Origin of the sequence: Phormidium sp. CCY1219, from assembly GCF_035615515.1 — a bacterium.
Lineage (GTDB): Bacteria > Cyanobacteriota > Cyanobacteriia > Cyanobacteriales > Laspinemataceae > CCY1219.
The window spans coordinates 1-18145 of the sequence record NZ_JAJENT010000503.1 but is presented as its reverse complement, the minus strand read 5'-3'; the positions used below and the strand labels follow the sequence as shown (position 1 = coordinate 18145).

Sequence of the window (18145 nt, the reverse complement as noted above, 5' to 3'; positions counted from 1 at the left end):
AAACTATCCAAATCTCTGCGCCTTTTCTGGAGGGAGAAAAAATTGCCGAACAAATGCTTATTTCGATTAATCCTCATTATCTCAATGACACATCTTTATCGACCTTAAATTTATCCCTTCATTCTTGAAACCTGTCAATTGTAGTTACTCAGAGTAACTACAATTGTGGGGCAGAGTAAAGGAAAATTGTGCCCCCCCCTCGGGGAGATTTTGCACCCAAATGCTTCCGCGATGGTCTAGGATAATTTTTTTAGCAATAGTCAGACCCAAGCCAGTCCCCCCCGATCGCCGAGAATAAAACGGAGCGAAAGCCCCCTTTAAATCTTCTGGAGAAAGACCCGGACCGCGATCGCGAATTTCCACCAACACTTCATTGTGAAAAACGCGCCAATTGCAATCTATCGTTTCTCCTGGCGGACTAAACTCAATGGCATTTCCGAGCAAATTTTCAAAAACCTGCTTAATCTGCCAACGGTCAATCGCCAGATTTACAGACCGATTGGGGTACTGAATCCGAAGATTTTTGCGGTTTAACTGAGGGGTTAAAACCTGAAGGGTCTCATTTACAATCTGACATAAATCATCCACCGCCACCTGTAGTTTAACCTGTTGTCCGCAGTTTATCATATCCCGCAAGCGATCGCTCAGTTCACCCACCGTTTCGCGAATCACATTCGCCTGGGCTTGTAACTTCTCCCCCGGTAATTGGCGATAAAGGGTTTCGGCATAAAGAGCAATCAGACCTAAAGAGTGTCGCAATTGATGTTCTCCCTTGCGAACCACCTGTTCGAGGAGGCGAATTTCTTCGCGCTGACGAGCCGATTCTGAAGCCAGTGCGAGGTAATCGGCAAGCAATTCCACTTGTTGGCCAATCCCTTCGCGATCCATAGCAGAAAGTTCTTCATAAGCCCACAAGAGCAAATACTCATTTAGGGTTTCAGCCCTCGAGGAACAGTTAGACGCTGCAGGCAAATCCCGAGTTAGAAGAGAGGACTTGCCCCGAGACAAATGTCCCATTACCTTTGTGGAATTAAAGATTGATTTCGAGTTTTTTTCTCCCGGGAAAGGCAATAAGTAAATCAACTGAAAATCCGGGGAAGAAAACGGATAAGGAGATTCTAATTCACTTTGCCAACTTTCCGACTCCAGAAAAGACCGGAAATCGGGGTCAAACGCCGGGAGTTCTGAGCGAACAGAACTCAAATGGTGTCGGTGCTGGTTCTTGCGATCGCGGTAAACCAACCAAGCCCCCACCAAAGGAAGTCGAGCCATCAATCGATCCACTTGTCGTTGAGCGATGGATGAAATGCCAGCAGAGGAGGGTTTTTCCCTAGGAGGAATCACCGAAAAAGGCAGAGATTTTGGAAAATTCAATTGATGCATACCCTTATTCTTTAGCCTAAGCGGTGCGGAGGAAGGGTTCTCCCCTTCACTTAAGTAACATTAAATCCACCATAACCTCGGAATCGGAAAGTAGAGTAGAATCTACACAAATTTTAAAATTTCGACCAAAGTCTAATAACCAGCCGCATCAAGACTGACTAATCTATAAACTGTACAGCCTAATCACTCCCTCCTATGATCCCTGCGGTGGCTCAGACCTTAGCAGAAATTCTCGCAGGCGGGACATCCCTAATCGCAATGGATGCAATTGACTTCGATCGTCCCAGTGCAGAAGGTAGAGGTCCGAGGCTGAACCTCTACTGCTACGACGTTCGAGAGAACGCTGAACTGCAGCAGTCTCAATCCCAGACAGACGGTGCGATCGTCATTTGGTATGACCTGTCATTTGTGCTCACAGCGTGGGATTACACCGCCCTAGGAGAGCAGCGTCTGCTGTCAGAAGCATTGACCCTGCTACTTCCGCATCCTTTTCTGCCCGAAGCGCAACTGGATCCGGCCCTTCGCAGAAAAGGAGCCTTACCCATGAAAATTTCTGTAGTGGATCTCAGCGACAAAGCAGCGCTTTGGAGGGCATTAGGGGTGCCCCTGCGTCCGGGGTTGTATGTCACCGTCAGCGTGCCGATCGCGGTAGAAAAGCAAGCAGCGATCGGCAACAGCACGTCATTCACATCAACCCCCTAAAGCCACTGCAAGTGGCCCCACGCACCACCCACCGAAAAACCAAGTGGAGGACAACCACTCATGCCATTGGATTATTTTGCCCCAGGCGTCTACGTCGAAGAAGTAGACCGAGGGAGTCGTCCCATCGAAGGCGTCAGCCTCAGCGTTCCCGGCTTTATTGGATTCACCGAAGATGTACGCGGCGATGCGGAAGTCTTCAAACCCATGATGGTCACCACCTGGGATCAGTACCTGGAATACTTTGGCAAACCCGGTTCCGATGGGTTTACCGACTTCAACGCCTACCTGCCCTTTGCTGTGTACGGCTGGTTCCTGAACGGAGGAGGACGCTGTTGGGTGAGCAGCATCGGCACCAAACTCCCCGGTTCCGAAGCCCCAGCCCCCACCGAAACCGCCACCAAACTCCTCACCTCTGCCGGACGCCCCTCCTTGCTGTTTAACCTCAAAGGAGCCGAAGCCCCCGCCGCAGAAGAAGACGGCGGCACCCCGGCCCTTCCCGCCGCCACCGGACCGGTTCGCGTTACTGTAGAAAGCAGTACCCCGGTGCAGCCGGAAGATTCAGAGGCAGAGCCGCCGCTAGATGATGGTCAATACTTTAAGATTAGCGTAAAACGCGGCGAGGAAGAACTCGAGAGCTACGAACACCTGACAATGAACGAAGAAGTAGCCGCCGAAGAAGGCAGCTACGTTCTCGAAGCCCTCCAGGAGTCCGAGTATATTGACGTCTCCATTGCCGAAGGTCTCCCCGCCGTTTCCCCCCTGTCCAAACGCCCCATAAACGGCACCTACGAAGTCTCTCCGCCGCCGCCGTTCATCCAAGACGCCGATCGCCTACCGCGAGAACTGCAAGGCAAGCGCGACGATCGCACCGGCGTCCAGGGCATTTTCGAGATTGACGACGTAGCCATGATTGCCTGTCCCGACCTGATGCGAGTCTATCAAGAAGGGCAAATCGACCTGGATCAAGTTCACGGCATCATGGAAATGATGGTCAGCATGTGCGAGAACTCCGCCCCCAGCCCCCCGTTCCGCATGGTGGTCCTCGATCCGCCCCCAGTCAAACCCGGAAAGAACGAAAACCGCGCCGTTCCCCCGGAACAGCAAAAACCCCAAGATGTAGCCGCTTGGTTGAATACCTTCAACCGCCGTTCCATGTTTGGTGCCCTGTACTATCCCTGGATCAAAGTTCCCAACCCCCGCAACGGGGGCCGACCGATTGCCATTCCCCCTTCCGGGCACATGATGGGCGTCTGGTGTCGCACCGACGAAACGCGCGGACTGTTCAAAGCCCCCGCCAACGATACCCCACGCGGCGTTATCGGTCTGGCTTACGAAACCAACTTCCGCGAACAGGAAGTATTAAACCCGTTAGGCATTAACTGCATCCGCAACTTCGCCAACTACAACCGAGGGATCAAGATTTGGGGCGCTCGCACTTTGGTCGAACCCGATAACATCCAATGGCGCTACATTCCGGTACGTCGCCTGATGAGCTACATCGAAAAATCCATTGAAATCGGCACCCAATGGGTGGTGTTTGAACCCAATGATTCTGCCCTGTGGGCGCGGGTCACGCGCACCGTCTCCAGCTTCCTCGAACGCCTCTGGCGCGAAGGTGCGTTGGTCGGCAATACGGTGGGCGAATCCTTCTTCGTGAAGTGCGATGGCGAACTCAACACCCCAGATACCATGATGATGGGTCGTTTGTATATCGAAGTGGGCGTGGCTCCCGTCCGACCGGCGGAATTTGTCATTTTCCGCATCAGTCAGTGGGCACCGGGTCAATAATTCCTTCTCCCTTTGGTCAGTTGTGCGATAACTCAGCACAACTGACCCACCCTCCTCTCCCACCCTGAAGCCCTTTCCTTACTATTTGATTTCCCAGGAGTAACCAGATGGCAGACCTATTTGTAATTTCTTCAAACCGATTTTTATTTACCTATGATGGCAAGGAATTCCCCCTTCTGAAATTCAGTGGCATCGATGTCCAGGCGAAAACCTCCGGTCATGCTAAGCCGATCGCCTCCACCGCCAAGGGACAAATGAACCGCCAAACCGTTTCCACCGGATACTACAACAACCAAAACATCACCATTGAAGCGGTCATCCAAGATGGCAATATGGACCTGTACAACTATTTTAAAAAGGGCATCCCAGCCACCTATGAAGGCGATGGAACATGGAGCGATAATTTTATCGATGCTTCCATTTCTATTTTCGATGCCGACGCTAAAGAAGTGTTAACCTACGACCTAAAACAATGTCAAATGGTTAGCTACGAAGTCGGTGAATTCAACGTTGGCGGAGAAGAGTTTCTCACCGAAAAATTCGAGCTAAACGTGGAAAGTGTGGAACGGAAAAAATAGTCAGCTCTAGCATCAGTCCAGTGGAACCACTCAGCCATTTGTAGGATGCTGAACTCACTGAAAATCGTTAACCGGAGAACCCAAAGGAGTAAAAAATGGCAGTCGATAAGGAACCGCTTTCTCAGGCTAGATTTGAATTTAAGTCCGACAATCTCAGTTCAGATTTGCTCGTCGAATCCATTTCTGGAATTAAAATGAGCATTCCGGTCACCAATGCGGAAGGAGCATTTGGTGTAGCCGCCAAAAGCAAGGTGAATCGTCAAGCCGCACCTTCAGCAGTAGAATCCCAAGAGGTGACGGTGACGTTTGTAACCTCTAGCAAAGCACCCAAAGCCGTAGCCGATTGGTTTTACGAGTCTCACTCCACGCCAGACCTCGGGGGGGCGACGAAAACCAAAGGTAAGACGGAAGAAGCCACCATTACCGTATTTAAACAAGATGGTTCGGAGTCAGCCAGTTGGACGTTTAAAGGCGTGATGCCGAAGACGTACAACATGTCAGGACTGGATGCTGCGGGCAATGAGGCTTTGAAAGAAACCGTCACCTTTGCTTACGAATACGTGAAGCGCACGAAATAGACAAGCTTACCGCCGATGGGGGGACAAAAAAGCGATTTGCGCGCCCCCCAAACTTTCGCCAATCATTCAATTTACCCACCAAAAACCGTGCCAGACTTTCCCGAACTCTTAGCCGCTTGTCGATTTTTCTTTGAACTGCAACTCGATGGCAGCATCGAGAATGTGGATGGCTATTTCATGGAATGCAAGGGGTTTAAATCCAGTCAAGATACCATCGAAATCTGCGAAGTCACGCCGCAAATGTGGGGCAACAAAGGTCAATCCAGAGGTCGCGTTATCCGCACGAAACTTCCCGGCAATGTCAGCTATACCAACCTGACTTTACGCCGGGGATTGACTATTTCCATGACCCTCTGGAATTGGATCGATTCGGTACAAAACGGCAATTGGGCAAGCCAAAAACGCGATGGGTCTTTAACTATCTACAATCAAGGTGCCGAACCCCAGTTTAGATTGGAGTTTAAACGCGCTTGGCCCGTGAGCTATACCATTTCTGACCTGAATGTGGGGGGAAATGAATTAGAAATCGAAGAGATGGAAGTGACTGTAGAAGAATTAAAACGGGTAGCCGTTGTTTAATTGCTAATGATTCAAACCGAGTTTGAATTTACCTTACCTAAAGGATATCTCGATCCGGAGGGCAATTTACACCGCCAAGGAGTGATGCGGTTGGCGCGGGCGATGGATGAAATTGTCCCGATGCGCGATCCGCGCGTGAAAACCAATCCCGCATACGCCACGGTGATTATCCTCTCGCGGGTAATTCTCCGTCTCGGGGTTATAGAACCGGTGACGCCGACGGTTATCGAAAATCTATTTGCCGCCGATTTGTATTATTTACAAAATTTTTATCGGCAAATCAACGCCCTGGAAGCGGAAAATTCTGCAAATATTGTTCCTGCAAACACCGATGAGCCATCCAACCCTTCCTTCTACTGAATTTCCCTTTATTCTTCCCCGAGGATTGGTCGATCCGGGGGGCAACATTCATCGTCATGGGATAATGCGTCTGGCGACAGGAAAAGATGAAATTTACTTTCAAAATGATATCCGGGTGCGAGAAAATCCAGCTTATGGGATTATCAGCCTGTTGTCGCGGCTGATTACTCGTCTCGGTACCCTTGCCCCTCTGACGCCGGAATTGTTAGAGCAATTGTTTTTAGTGGATTTAGTCTATTTGCGCGAGTTTTACCTACAGTTGAATCAACCGGAAATGGAGCCGATCGCCTCGGGGGAATTATCGGCTACCCCTTGGATCGCCTCCACCAAGAGGTAGCCACCATTGCGTTTTATTTTCATTGGTCTTTAGATGAGATTTTAAGTCTGGAACACGCACAAAGACATCGCTGGAATGGGGCGATCGCACAGCTCAAAAGCAGCCAATAAAGCAAAATGAAACTTTTGGGGCGCTAATCGTCAACAAACAGGGGAAGACGCGGGCCAGAAAAAAGCATTTGGAGATGCTGCTAAAATAAGCCAGAGCGATCGCGGGCAATGCGGATCCAGTTTGAGCCAATTCTTTCTCCCGCGATCGCCCTGGCACTCTTGGGAAAAAACCACTATCATAGCAGTACATCAAACGTTCTTTTTTCCATATCCCCCGTGCCCCTTTCACTCATCCATCATTCGGTCATGTGGAGGTATTTCGATCGTGAGTAGGCTTAAATCAATTCATTTATTAACGATCCTAGCCCTAGTTTTGTCCTCAGTGGCGCTGTGGGGATTCTCGGCGCAAGTGCGCGCCCAACGGCAAGCCCCCTCGCCGATTGCTCTGGAATTTCCCCCTCCGCCGGCGGGAAGTCGGAGCGGACCGCGAAGCACTGTAGGCGGGGGCGTGCGCGGCGACAATGATGCATCCTGTCGGGCGGAGGATACCATGCCTCTGACCGCGTTGATGCCCACCCGGGACAATATGGCGACCACGGTAGCGGGAAATCCCACGTTCTTTATCTACGTGCCAGAAAATAGCGCTGAAGGGGGAGAATTCGCGATTGTCAGTGAAGAGGGGGAGGAAATTTACTTTAATGAATTTGAGGTGTCGGATACCTCGGGTATCGTTAAAGTCAGTCTGCCAGAAACGACGAATTTAAAGGTGGGGGAAACATACCTATGGCAGTTTGCGTTAGTTTGCGATCGCAGCGATCGCCAAGCCGATGAACTGGTTCAAGGGGAAATCGAACGCAAAGCACTCAGTGAAGAGTTACAAACTCAACTGGAAAGTGCCACGCCCCTAGAGCAAGCGGAGATGTATGCCCAAGAACGAATCTGGAACGAAACCGTAACGATTTTAGCACAGTTGCGCCCTGAATATCCAGAGCAGTGGGAAGAACTGTTAACCTCGGTGGGACTCGGGGAATTCTCCGACCCCCCGTTCGCGGAATGTTGCACGGTAGAAAACTAACGGGAGTCCCGTCATGTGGGAAAAGGTCAAACAATTGCTGTGGGAATGGCGCGGGGTGTGGATAACAGCACCCTCGGTTGCGGCAGCGGTGATTCTGTTGCGCTTGAGTGGAATGCTGCAACCTTGGGAATGGGCAATGTTTGACCAGTACATGCGCCTGCGCCCTGGGGAAGAACCGGACGACCGGATCGCGATCGTGGGCATCAACGAAGCAGATGTGAGAGAATTGGGACAAGCCATCATTCCCGATCGCTTCTATGCCGCATTAATCGAAAACCTGAACGCCAGAGGCGTGAGGGCCATCGGCTTGGACGTTTATCGCGATCGCCCGGTAGAACCGGGCCATCAAGCCCTCTTAGATATCTTCCAATCCACGCCGAATCTGGTGGGCATCCAAAAAGTTATCGGCGATCGCGATCGCGACCGGGTAGACGCGCCCCCCGGTTTGCAATACGTAGGTGCGAACGACTTGATTTTCGATGCAGACCGCACCCTGCGGCGCGGTTTGCTCACCTTAACCGATGCCAATGGCAATCCGGTCTACAGCTTTAGCCTGCTATTGGCCAGTCTGTATCTGGAGGCGGAAGGCATCGCCCCCCAGCTTGCCCCAGGGACGGACTGGTGGCAGTTCGGCCCCACGGTATTTAAACCCTTTCAACCCAATGATGGGGGTTATGTGAGAGCTGATGCGGGCGGCTATCAAGTCCTGCTAAATTATACAGGTTCCGGCGGCTTGTACGAGCGGGTCTCCCTGATGGATATCCTGAAAAATCGCGTTCCCCCAGATTGGGGACGCGATCGCATCGTCCTCATCGGAGCCGTGGGCGAGAGCTTCCAGGACTTATTTTTCACCCCTTATACCACTGACCCCGGTAGCCGCATGCCGGGAGTGGAAGTTCATGCCAATCTCATCAGTCAAATCCTCGGGGCCGCCCTGGACGATCGCCCCTTGATTAAAACCTGGCCCGACCCTTACGAATGGCTGTGGATCGTCTTCTGGAGTAGTCTGGGTGCTTTCCTCACCTGGAAATGGCGCTATGCCGGCGGGGTGCGATATCTCTCTTGGCAACGAACCGCGATCGCCCTCCTCTGTGCTAGCGCTTTGTTGGGCATCACCTATGGTGCCTTCTTGTCTGGCTGGTGGATTCCAGTGGTGCCGGCAGCTTTGGCCCTGGTGGGTTCCGCGATCGCCATTACCGCCTATATCGCCCGGACCGCCGGCGATATCCGCCAAATCTTCGGTCGCTATCTCACCGATGGCGTCGTCGCCAACCTCTTAGAAAATCCCGAAGGTCTCAAACTCGGCGGCGAACGGCGCAAAATCACCATCTTAACCTCCGATTTACGCGGATTTACTGCCTTATCCGAGCGCTTGACCCCGGAAGAAGTGGTCAAAATTCTTAACTTCTATCTCGGCTATATGGCAGATGTCATCACCGCCTATCAAGGCACCATTGACGAGTTTATGGGCGATGGCATTTTGGTCCTCTTTGGTGCCCCCACTCCCAAACCCGACGACCCCACCCGCGCGATCGCTTGCGCCGTCGCCATGCAGCTTGCTATGCACGAAGTCAACCAAACTATCCAACAGTGGCATCTCCCTCCCCTGGAAATGGGCATCGGCATCAATACCGGCGAAGTCGTCGTGGGCAATATCGGCTCGGAAAAACGCACCAAATATGGCGTGGTGGGCAGTCAAGTCAATTTAACCTATCGCATCGAATCCTATACCACCGGCGGTCAAATCCTGATCGGCGATCGCACCTTACAAGATGCCGGCGGTCCAGAACTCATCCAGATTGACGGGGAACGAGAAGTCATGCCCAAAGGCGTGAAAGAACCGATTATCATTTACGAAGTCGGCGGTATCGGCGGTCCGTACAATATCGCCTTGTCGAAAGAAGAAGAAATCTTTTTCCCCCTTTCCGAACCCCTCCCGGTTCAATACACCGTTTTGTCCGGCAAGCACATGAGCGAGGAAATGTCAAGGGGAATTTTAGTAGAACTTTCGGCAAAAGAAGCGCAACTGAGTACCGAATATCGAGAGAGCGACGCTTTACCCCCTCCCCTGAGCAATATTAAGCTGAATCTGGTGAGCGACAATCCGAATTTAACCGGCGAAGATATTTATGCTAAAGTGCTGGAAAAATCAACCGGAAAAACGGGCAGTTTTTACATCAGGCTGACCTCTACACCTCCACCCATCGCCACTCGCCTCGATGCGCTTTACAAAGAACTAGAAGCTCAAAGCACTCTGGCGTAAAGGAGGTATTTTTTCGGTGTTTCCCACTGGATAATTTAAACGGACATTTGAGGACAATTATGAAATTAATCTTTTTAGGTTCCGGTTCCGCTTTTACCGTCGGTGCTGGTAATTATCACTCTAACCTGCTCTTGATTAGCGATCGCGGCAACAAACTCTTGCTCGATTGCGGCTCGGATATCCGCTTTTCCCTCCACGAGGTCGGCTATTCTCATCTGGATATCACCGATATTTACATCAGTCACTTGCACTCGGATCATGTGGGAGGTCTCGAATATATCGCCTTTACCACCAAATTTGACCCCCGCTGCCAAAAACCTCGCCTGTATTTAAGTAAAGATTTGGCAGCAGATTTGTGGGAAAAAACCCTCTCTGGTGGACTGCGCTCTGTGGAGGGCGAACTCAACGATTTGGATACGTTTTTTGAGGTGGAAAAAATCCCTCGTCACGGCTCTTTTACCTGGGAAAACATCGAGTTTAAACTGGTAAAAGTCATCCATATTAATAATGGCTTTTTTGTTATGCCTACCTATGGATTGTTCTTTGAAATTGCCGGACAGAAGATGTTTCTCACAACCGATACTCAGTTGTGCGTTGATGAAATCAAAGACTATTACGATCGCGCCGATTTGATTTTCCACGACTGCGAAACCTCCAAATTTCCCTCTCCAGTTCACGCCCACTACAATCAACTGGTGAATTTGCCCGCACCAATTAAAAATAAAATGTGGCTGTATGGATATCAACCCGGTCCGCTTCCCGATGCCCAACACGATGGCTTTCTCGGATTTGTCCGACGCGGACAGGTGTTTGATTTCTCCCCTTCCACCGATCGCGATCGCCCCGTCTCGGCAGACATGAATATTTCGAGTTGATAACCTGTAATATCTACCCGCTCTTACCCCCTCTCGGAACCGGGCAGTGCCCGATCTAGAATCATAGGGGAAACGGGATGGGGAATCCCCGGAAAAACCAGTTTGAAGCCAAAATAAGAGAATTCAAAGGGGTTTTTCCGAGGGAAATCGGTGGAACTAACCCACCTTCACCAACGGCTTGCGATCGGAACTCATCGGGGCACAAAGAGCCGTTTCTAAATCTGCACAACCCAGACGTTCTTCTAAAATCCGCATCACTTCCCGACCGAAATCATTGGGATTGCGACGCCAAGCGGACAAGCAAACTTCACCAAAGAACGACCCCAGGGGTTCTGGATTCCAGAGTAATTTGCGTGCGGTCCAAGGCATCATACTCATCGGGTCGTAACCCGGTTGCAGGTAATCGTTTTTAAACGCATACTCTTCCAAATGAGTATGGGGTTGCAACCCGATAAAGAAAATAGCCGGTTCGACCTTATCCGCCCCAAAAATCCGTTCCAATTCGCGATGATAGGCAATTGTTTGACGGATGGTATCGAAGGTTTCGTCAATCACATTAAACGAATAATTCACCGACACCAAATCGTTAAATCCTGCCGATTTCAAATCGCGACAGTTTTCCAAAACCACCCGCAGGTTATAGCCCATTCGCATTTTGCGAACCAATTCTTGGGAACCGCTGGTGATGCCGATTTCAAAATAATTCATCCCAGTTTTTACCATCAAATCGCATAATTCCGGCGTCAGATTATCTGCCCGGATATAGGCAGCCCAATGGATGTCATTCATGCCTGCCGCCAGAATTTTTTGGAGCAATTCGATGGCATCATCGATATATTTACGGGCCGGGATAAACTGAGCATCGGTAAACCAGAAATTGCGGATACCCCGGTTGTAAAGCTGACGCATTTCCGCCACCACTTCATCAGCGGGGTTAATGCGGACCTGCTTGCCTTCAATCACCGTATAGATGCAGTAGCAGCAGTTATGAGGGCAACCGCGTTTGGTTTGGACACCCACATAGAAATCTTGTTCTTGGAGATAGTATTCGAATTCCGGCCAAATGGTTTCGATGTAGTCGTATTGACAGGCGGTTTTTTCGATAGGGGTTGGTTTTTCGTGAATCATGCGATCGCGAGGTTGAGTTTCCCCAACCACATAGCAGCGTTCGTCATTAAAATCGTCACCGCGCAGGTATTTTTCCAGAAGTGCTTCACCTTCGCCGACCGAAACAATCGTTCCTGGGGGGAGAGTGCGACCCAGTTGTTCGTAGAACACACTTACTGCGCCGCCGCCCACGATCGCCCGCGCCTGCGGGTGGTACTTGCGAGCGCGCTTCAATCCGCGTTTAATCAGGCCCAGATTGCGCCAGAGTTCCTGATAGTATGCCGTAGTAATCCGCAATCCGCCCAATGCGCCCCGGAGTTTCACCAAGGGATTGCGGGCATAGTAAAACTCGAAAGCATTTTGCAAAGGATTGCCCCCGCGACCCCCCACCGGGGCGTAAATTTGAATATCGCGCCAAGAGAAGACCAGCAGGGTGGGTTGAAATTCATCCACACAGGCATCCAGGGCACCGGCGAAATCCAAAGGCGGGACAGTGCCCAAGTCAAAAATGCGTTGTTTTAAATTCGGGAAGAGCTTATGTACCGCATCGGCGAGATAAACCACCCCGATGGGAAAAATGGGGTTGCAAGGGAGGCGGACGTAGAGGATGCGATTTTCCATAGGGTTTAAAAGGGTTTTCGGCAGACTGTTTATATATCTTAATTTTAAATCCCGGCAACGGGATGAGAGGCGAGCGAATCCCTCTGTTTGGCTTAGATGCTAGCACATTTTCCGCCGGTAGAGGCTCCCCACTCCCTGAGCAATCATGCTTACCGGGAAGCGAATCTGGGACTTTTGAGCGGCGCGATCGCCCCCGAAAGTCCCTCCTGGAGGCCCCTAATTTGCCATTAAACTTTCTTATGGCAGTACGTTTTGCGCCGCCAATGCCCTGATTGAGGGGATCGATGGCACTGATAAGAAAATCTTAACTTAGATTTGACCAATCTTTAACCCAAAAAGCTTCAAAATCCGCTGCAGTTGGTAGTCGCGTTTACAGCTTGTGGGGATCGCGAGATGTTACCGTGGAAAAATATAAATAGGTTGTTTAGTTAAATTAGCTCCTCGATCGTCATGGCTCAAATTCTCGATCCCATTCCGGCTGACCGCCCCGGTCACATTCTGTGCTGCTATGTCAATGCCACCAGCAAAATCCAAATTGCGCGGATTAGCAATATTCCCAACTGGTATTTTGAGCGCGTGGTGTTTCCCGGACAGCGCCTTGTTTTTGAAGCGTTTTCCGAAGCCCTACTCGAAATCCATTGCGGCATGATGGCGAGTGCAATTTTATCCGATAAGATTCCTTGCACGCGCTTGCAAATCGTCGAAGACGGCGATCCCGATGCCGAACCTCCCGATGGAGAAGCCGGGACAAGCGCAAACACCCAAGCGCCAGATAACAGCACAGATAATCCAGACGGGTCTGTGACAGACTCCTTTTCATCACCCACTTTAACCTCGGTTTAATAACATGAAAAATTTGGGGTGATACTAGGGTTGCGCGAGCTAACATCTTTGCCAACCCATTTTTAATAAATCAAAGCCTACCAGAAAAACCTACAGGCAACTGCGACAAGAAACTCGGGGTGCAAGGGGCTGGGGCAATCCAGCCTCAAAAAATAATACAATGAAAGGCAATCGTTGGTTCGCCATTCATGGGGGAAAATATATTGGATTTGCCTTCGTTTCTATGGTTATGGAAAATAGCGGCGTGGTCGATGGGATTATCGATCGCCGCCTATTTTTTGTTGGCATTGACCGGGATTTGGATGTTCCGGGCGCGCAAATCGCGGCGGGGGAGAAGGGTATTTGCCCGATCGCTGCACTGGTTTCTCGGGGGAACCCTAGTCGTGTTAGTCTTGCTGCTGCTAGGGATTGGGATTGTCGGCACCTTGGGTCACTATGGCACCTTAGGGCATTCCGTGCATTTGTGGGCCGGATTGAGTGTGGTAGCACTGGTGCTGTTTTCCGCCTGGAGTGCCACACAAATCGGACCTCGCCAGCCCTGGGCTAGACCCACACATGTTACCACAAACGTCCTGTTATTTTGTACCTTAGCCTGGGTGTCTTGGAGTGGGTGGACCGTAGTGCAAAAATACCTGCCATAATCCGAGCGGCGATCGGTTAATATAGGGCACAGGGGCGCGCGTAAGCGCCGCCGATTATCCTCATTCCACCTGCGTAACTAACTCGTGACATCAGAACCCCTCCATCCCCCCAACCGCCAACCTTCATCGGTTGCTGATGCCGATGAAAGCCTCTCGAAGCCTTGTATTTTTCGGATTTCTCCCTTAATCCGGATAACCCTTCTGAGTTTGTATGTGGCTCTTACCGTGCCCCTGCCCTTTCTCTCCGAAGCCACCGAAGCGCCAGTCCCTCCAGCCCTACTGTGGGTGGGATTGAGCCTCGGCGCTGTTGCCCTCTACGCAGCACTGAGCGAGCGAGTGGTGTTAGATGCCCGAGGGATTCAAGTCACCTATCCCCAGTGGGTGCCCTCCTTGTTTCGCAAAGGCTGGTTTTTGCCCTGGGAAGAGGTGAAAGCACTCAAACCGCGCACCACCGGTCAAGGGGGAGTGGTGTACTATTTCTCCAGTCAATCTGGGGAAGGGTATTTGCTGCCCATGCGAGTGGCGGGATTTGCGAAATTGGTGCGATTGGTATCCGCGAAAACCGGGATTGACACCAGAGATGTGCGCCCGTTAGCGCAACCCTGGATGTATTTGATTTTGCTTGGATTCACGGGATTGTTGTTGCTGGTGGATGCCTGGACGATCGCCACAGCGGTGGGAGTTGGGTAGGGAATCGAGAGGTTATGGTAAAGAGCTTAGCAAGCGAACCCACGCCCCAACTGCAGCTCGATCGCGTAGAATTAAAGGCGGCGATCGGCGGCGGAAATGTGGGTGCGGCTATCCTCAACCAGATGTCCTTGGAGGTACAAGCCGGCGATCGGCTGGCCATTGTCGGGCCGTCTGGTGCGGGGAAAACCTCCCTGTTGCGCTTGTTAAACCGACTGATCGACCCCACCCAAGGCGCGATTTATCTCGAGGGACGCCATTACGAAAATATTCCGGTGCTTGAATTGCGCCAACAAGTCACCTTGGTGTTGCAAGAATCCAAATTGTTGGGAATGTCCGTGGGAGACGCCATCCGCTATCCCCTGGTGTTGCGGGGGATGAAGGATCGAGAGATTAAACGGCGAGTGGTGTATTGGCTCGAGCAGTTGAACGTTCCGTCAGAATGGCTCGATCGCACCGAAGTGCAGCTATCCCTAGGAGAGCGACAACTGGTGGCGTTATGCCGCGCATTAGCTATTCAACCGAAAATTTTATTATTAGACGAGCCAACCAGTGCCCTAGATGCGGGACGATCTGCCTCGGTATTGCGGCTGTTGAGACAACTGGCGCAGACTGAGCAAACCACCATTGTGATGGTGAATCATCAGCTCGATCTAGCAGAGGAATTTTGCACTCGGGTGGTTTATTTGGAGCGAGGCAATTTGGTTGAGGAGTGCAGGGGCGATCGCGCTGATTGGGAAAAATTGCGATCGAATTTAATCGAAGCCGAGGCTGAGTCAGCCAGAGAATGGGAATGATAAAATTGCGCCGCGCCGGATGGACCGGTGGCGGGATGAAACCGCGCGATCGCCGATGCAATGGAGTGCAGGCACATCCTCCGAATCGGCTAAGCATAGAGAGCGGGGAAGGCATTACCAAGCGATGAGATCGTCGGTTTAATTCATCGCTGTGGGATTGACCTATCCCCGATTTGTTCCTTCCTCCCGCTTGATGGGTTGCATTGTCAACCTAACTGGTATAATTTGTTACGGAGCCTAATGGGGATGTCCGTTGCCCGCTGCTACCTGGGACAATTCACGCATCGGCGTTCGTTTTTTCGCAGCGGGTGCGGGGGGAGTGGAGGAATGACCATCGAGGATTTCAATATTTAATCGATAGCCGACATTCCGCACGGTTTGAATTAAACTCGGTTGGCGGGGATCGGTTTCAATTTTTTTGCGTAAAGACAGCACGTGAGTGTCGATGGTTCGAGGATTGTCAATAGCATCGGGCCACGCGCGACGCAGCAATTCCTGACGAGTCATCGGCAATCCCTCCGCTTGCGCCAAAACATAAAGCAAGCTAAATTCTTGCGGGGTTAAATCGATGGATTCGTTTTTATAGCACACGCGGCGCTGCACAAGATCGATTTGCAGATCCCCATAGTCCAAGTTGGCGGGAGGCGTCATTTTTCGATACCGCCGCACCATTGCTTCCACTCTGGCGAGGAATTCCTGCATTCCAAAGGGTTTGGTCAGGTAATCATCGGCACCGGCTTTTAAGCCTTGCACGATATCGGCTTCGGTATTGCGAGCGGATAACATCAGCACGATCGATTCTTGTTGCTGATGCAACCATCGGCAAAATTCTACACCATCACCATCGGGTAATTCACTGTCAAGGATGACAAGCGTCGGATGGCGATTGTAGAAAATTTCTCTTGCGTGACGGATGTCAGCGGATTGGTACACCCCATAGCCGACTTGCTGTAGGTGCCAACCTAACAGCGATCGCAGGTGAGGATTGCCCTCTACAATTAAAATGCAAACAGAGACCACAACTGTTTCGTTTCCTTTACGTCGGTAAAGTCAAGGTTAACAAAGCTTTTGTCAGGGTTTTGTAACTTCCGCTACTCTGACTCAACCCTCTAGGTTAAGGAAATTAAAAGTTAATGCCGCAGGGTGTAAAAATATCATCAAATCATTTTATCTGCCTTAGGGGTCTTCCCACCCGGAGTGCAGATCTAGGTAAAATAAGAGTAGGTCACTTTTCCTAGGGTAAGCAGGAACCTCCCTCATGGATCCCACCGGGACATCGGAGCGCCTACAGTTCCGAGTCAACATGTTCCCTCCAGGTTCACCCCCTACCGGGGTCAGTGGGTCGGATGGGTAAAGCGCAAGGGTGATGAATCGAATTCCCAGAAGCTCAACGATTTCGGCTTCCCCCGGGCAAGATTCAGGAATCCCCCGATCGCCTTGTTTCCCCACCGAACAATATGGATATGGGGAGCGTCAAAGAAAAATAAGCGATTCTCGGGGGCGATCGCGTGGCTGTGCGCCATCCAAACTCCATTCCACTGAATACAGACCCCTAAGCGTCGGGTCGTCTGTGGCGCTTACCCCCGGAAAAAGACTCCCCTTTGCTGAATTCAACCAGGAAACTATGCTGCAAGACACTGCAACCATCCGCCATTACCAAAAACTCAGCGATTCTCTCGTAGATATGTGGAACCGAGGATATCGCCTCGATGACCTACGGCTTTATCTGTCAGGCTATATCGCCGCCTTGCGACAGACCAATACCATCGAAGCCTTTCTCATTCACAGGCTAGAGGAAGAAGCGATTCGCTTCCTTCACGACCCTTCTAATTTCGAACTCATGCCCCAGCCTCAACCGGAAACCCGGTATTATTGACGGCTTGCACCGTGAGGGAAATCATTAGGTCTTTTAATCCAGCATCTCAGCCCAAGCGCTAATGATGCTTGGGTTTTTTATTAAAAATTTTTTATCTAGAATCCCGTGGTTATTTTAATTTGCAATCTCGAAGCGCGAGATCCGCTGCCATCCGCTTCGCGTGTTCGGCGGTTGGGAAAAATCCATCTTTAGCTCTCGAGGAACGGCTTGCCGTTCCTTTTTATTTGTTTTGCTAATATGTATTGACAAACGTGAAATTTTAATGTATTAGGGTCGCCAAGTTCTCGTCGGTGCGAACCGAAAGTGCGGCGATCGCAAAACGGGCGCTTTATATAAAATTTTCTTATAAAAAGCGCGACAAATAATTGCCAAGGTGGTGCCAACTGCTGCCGCGATCGGCTTGCACTTATACCCCACAAAAGCGAGCGATCGCTTAAGCTATCGGTTGTTTTGTTTTGCGGGGTGCGCGCCTCTAGGGAAACGATGCGGCACCAATTTCCGCCACCGGGAGGCGCTTTGGGGCATCATCGCAGAAAAAATCCCCTCAGAGGATGGGGGAAATGACCCAATTCTGCGAGGGGAAGAAGGAATGTTAAAACTTAACGGGATTTAAGAAGCGAGGGCGACTTCCACAATTTGGGGCAACTCGCCACTTTGATAAAGCTCGATCAGAATGTCAGAACCGCCAATGAATTCACCATTCAGATAAACTTGCGGAATCGTCGGCCAGTTAGAATACTCTTTAATGCCCTGACGAATTTCGTAGTCTTCCAGAACGTTAACGGTTTCGTAAGGGACGCCCAAGGTATTGAGAATTTGTACGGCGTTGTTGGAGAAACCGCACTGGGGCATCAGTTTGGTGCCTTTCATGAATACCACGAGTTTGTGGCTGTTGATGATGTTATCGATTTTCGCTTTCAGTTCTGGAGTCATGATGATAACCTCCGATACGTTTGGAAACCCCCGTGCTTTAGCCGGGGGAGGAAAAACGAACGTGCGGCTTTA

The 18145-nt window shown here is 50.9% G+C and carries 22 protein-coding genes; 18 read left to right on the top strand and 4 right to left on the bottom strand.

The genetic code is table 11. The features are described from left to right. Positions 1-144: 144 nt before the first annotated feature. Positions 145-1272, bottom strand: a complete 1128-nt coding sequence (locus LKK83_RS13140; protein WP_324631609.1) for a sensor histidine kinase — start codon at positions 1270-1272, stop codon at positions 145-147. Positions 1273-1590: 318 nt separating this feature from the next. Here LKK83_RS13140 and LKK83_RS13135 point away from each other — a divergent pair, with 318 nt between their 5' ends. From LKK83_RS13135 to LKK83_RS13090, 11 genes are all read left to right on the top strand, one after another. Beyond that, positions 1591-2085, top strand: a complete 495-nt coding sequence (locus LKK83_RS13135; RefSeq protein ID WP_324631608.1) for a Pvc16 family protein — start codon at positions 1591-1593, stop codon at positions 2083-2085. 60 nt (positions 2086-2145) lie between these two features. Beyond that, positions 2146-3873, top strand: a complete 1728-nt coding sequence (locus tag LKK83_RS13130; protein WP_324631607.1) for a phage tail sheath family protein — start codon at positions 2146-2148, stop codon at positions 3871-3873. Positions 3874-3980: 107 nt separating this feature from the next. Then, the gene (locus LKK83_RS13125) at positions 3981-4451 is read left to right on the top strand and encodes a phage tail protein (RefSeq protein ID WP_324631606.1); all 471 of its coding nucleotides are present in this window, start codon (positions 3981-3983) and stop codon (positions 4449-4451) included. A 95-nt stretch (positions 4452-4546) separates the two neighbouring features. Next, positions 4547-5029, top strand: coding sequence for a phage tail protein (locus tag LKK83_RS13120; protein ID WP_324631605.1), 483 nt, complete (start codon positions 4547-4549; stop codon positions 5027-5029). Positions 5030-5116: 87 nt separating this feature from the next. Next, the gene (locus LKK83_RS13115) at positions 5117-5608 is read left to right on the top strand and encodes a phage tail protein (RefSeq protein ID WP_324631604.1); all 492 of its coding nucleotides are present in this window, start codon (positions 5117-5119) and stop codon (positions 5606-5608) included. A gap of 6 nt (positions 5609-5614) precedes the next feature. After that, positions 5615-5968: a hypothetical protein gene (locus tag LKK83_RS13110; RefSeq protein WP_442957311.1), complete on the top strand. Its 354-nt coding sequence runs from the start codon at positions 5615-5617 to the stop codon at positions 5966-5968. Further along, entirely contained in the window at positions 5940-6305 is a 366-nt protein-coding gene (locus LKK83_RS13105) for a hypothetical protein (protein WP_324631603.1), read from the top strand. Before LKK83_RS13110 ends, LKK83_RS13105 begins: the two co-directional genes overlap by 29 nt. After that, on the top strand, positions 6281-6415 hold the full coding sequence (locus LKK83_RS32010; protein WP_442957310.1) for a DUF6760 family protein: 135 nt from the start codon (positions 6281-6283) through the stop codon (positions 6413-6415). Before LKK83_RS13105 ends, LKK83_RS32010 begins: the two co-directional genes overlap by 25 nt. 265 nt (positions 6416-6680) lie before the next feature. Beyond that, positions 6681-7430, top strand: coding sequence for a DUF928 domain-containing protein (locus LKK83_RS13100; RefSeq protein ID WP_324631602.1), 750 nt, complete (start codon positions 6681-6683; stop codon positions 7428-7430). Between the two features lie 13 nt (positions 7431-7443). Continuing rightward, positions 7444-9693, top strand: a complete 2250-nt coding sequence (locus tag LKK83_RS13095) for a CHASE2 domain-containing protein (RefSeq protein ID WP_324631601.1) — start codon at positions 7444-7446, stop codon at positions 9691-9693. 59 nt (positions 9694-9752) lie between these two features. Further along, positions 9753-10568: an MBL fold metallo-hydrolase gene (locus tag LKK83_RS13090; RefSeq protein WP_324631600.1), complete on the top strand. Its 816-nt coding sequence runs from the start codon at positions 9753-9755 to the stop codon at positions 10566-10568. Between the two features lie 156 nt (positions 10569-10724). On the opposite strand, the gene LKK83_RS13085 is transcribed toward LKK83_RS13090, so the two are convergent. Beyond that, positions 10725-12296, bottom strand: coding sequence for a photosystem II high light acclimation radical SAM protein (locus LKK83_RS13085; protein ID WP_324631599.1), 1572 nt, complete (start codon positions 12294-12296; stop codon positions 10725-10727). A 450-nt stretch (positions 12297-12746) separates the two neighbouring features. On the opposite strand from LKK83_RS13085, the gene LKK83_RS13080 reads away from it, so the two are divergent. From LKK83_RS13080 to LKK83_RS13060, 5 genes are all read left to right on the top strand, one after another. Then, on the top strand, positions 12747-13139 hold the full coding sequence (locus tag LKK83_RS13080; protein WP_324631597.1) for a DUF1830 domain-containing protein: 393 nt from the start codon (positions 12747-12749) through the stop codon (positions 13137-13139). A 203-nt stretch (positions 13140-13342) separates the two neighbouring features. Then, entirely contained in the window at positions 13343-13780 is a 438-nt protein-coding gene (locus LKK83_RS13075; RefSeq protein ID WP_324631626.1) for a DUF4079 domain-containing protein, read from the top strand. A 165-nt stretch (positions 13781-13945) separates the two neighbouring features. After that, the gene (locus LKK83_RS13070; protein ID WP_324631624.1) at positions 13946-14470 is read left to right on the top strand and encodes a hypothetical protein; all 525 of its coding nucleotides are present in this window, start codon (positions 13946-13948) and stop codon (positions 14468-14470) included. 14 nt (positions 14471-14484) lie between these two features. Next, entirely contained in the window at positions 14485-15264 is a 780-nt protein-coding gene (locus tag LKK83_RS13065; protein ID WP_324631595.1) for an ABC transporter ATP-binding protein, read from the top strand. After that, on the top strand, positions 15261-15392 hold the full coding sequence (locus LKK83_RS13060) for a hypothetical protein (protein WP_324631594.1): 132 nt from the start codon (positions 15261-15263) through the stop codon (positions 15390-15392). The genes LKK83_RS13065 and LKK83_RS13060 overlap by 4 nt, the downstream gene beginning before the upstream one ends. Before the next feature lie 109 nt (positions 15393-15501). On the opposite strand, the gene LKK83_RS13055 is transcribed toward LKK83_RS13060, so the two are convergent. Next, positions 15502-16284, bottom strand: a complete 783-nt coding sequence (locus tag LKK83_RS13055; RefSeq protein WP_324631593.1) for a response regulator transcription factor — start codon at positions 16282-16284, stop codon at positions 15502-15504. A gap of 604 nt (positions 16285-16888) precedes the next feature. Between LKK83_RS13055 and LKK83_RS13050 the strand changes: the two genes are divergently transcribed. Both LKK83_RS13050 and LKK83_RS13045 read left to right on the top strand, forming a co-directional pair. Then, on the top strand, positions 16889-17140 hold the full coding sequence (locus tag LKK83_RS13050; RefSeq protein WP_324631592.1) for a DUF6761 family protein: 252 nt from the start codon (positions 16889-16891) through the stop codon (positions 17138-17140). A gap of 376 nt (positions 17141-17516) precedes the next feature. Further along, entirely contained in the window at positions 17517-17753 is a 237-nt protein-coding gene (locus LKK83_RS13045) for a hypothetical protein (RefSeq protein WP_324631591.1), read from the top strand. Here the strand turns inward: LKK83_RS13045 and grxD are convergent. Continuing rightward, complete coding sequence (gene grxD / locus LKK83_RS13040; protein WP_324631590.1) at positions 17750-18073, bottom strand: Grx4 family monothiol glutaredoxin; 324 nt, start codon at positions 18071-18073, stop codon at positions 17750-17752. The two genes, LKK83_RS13045 and grxD, sit on opposite strands and share 4 nt — an antisense overlap. Between the last annotated feature and the right edge of the window lie 72 nt (positions 18074-18145).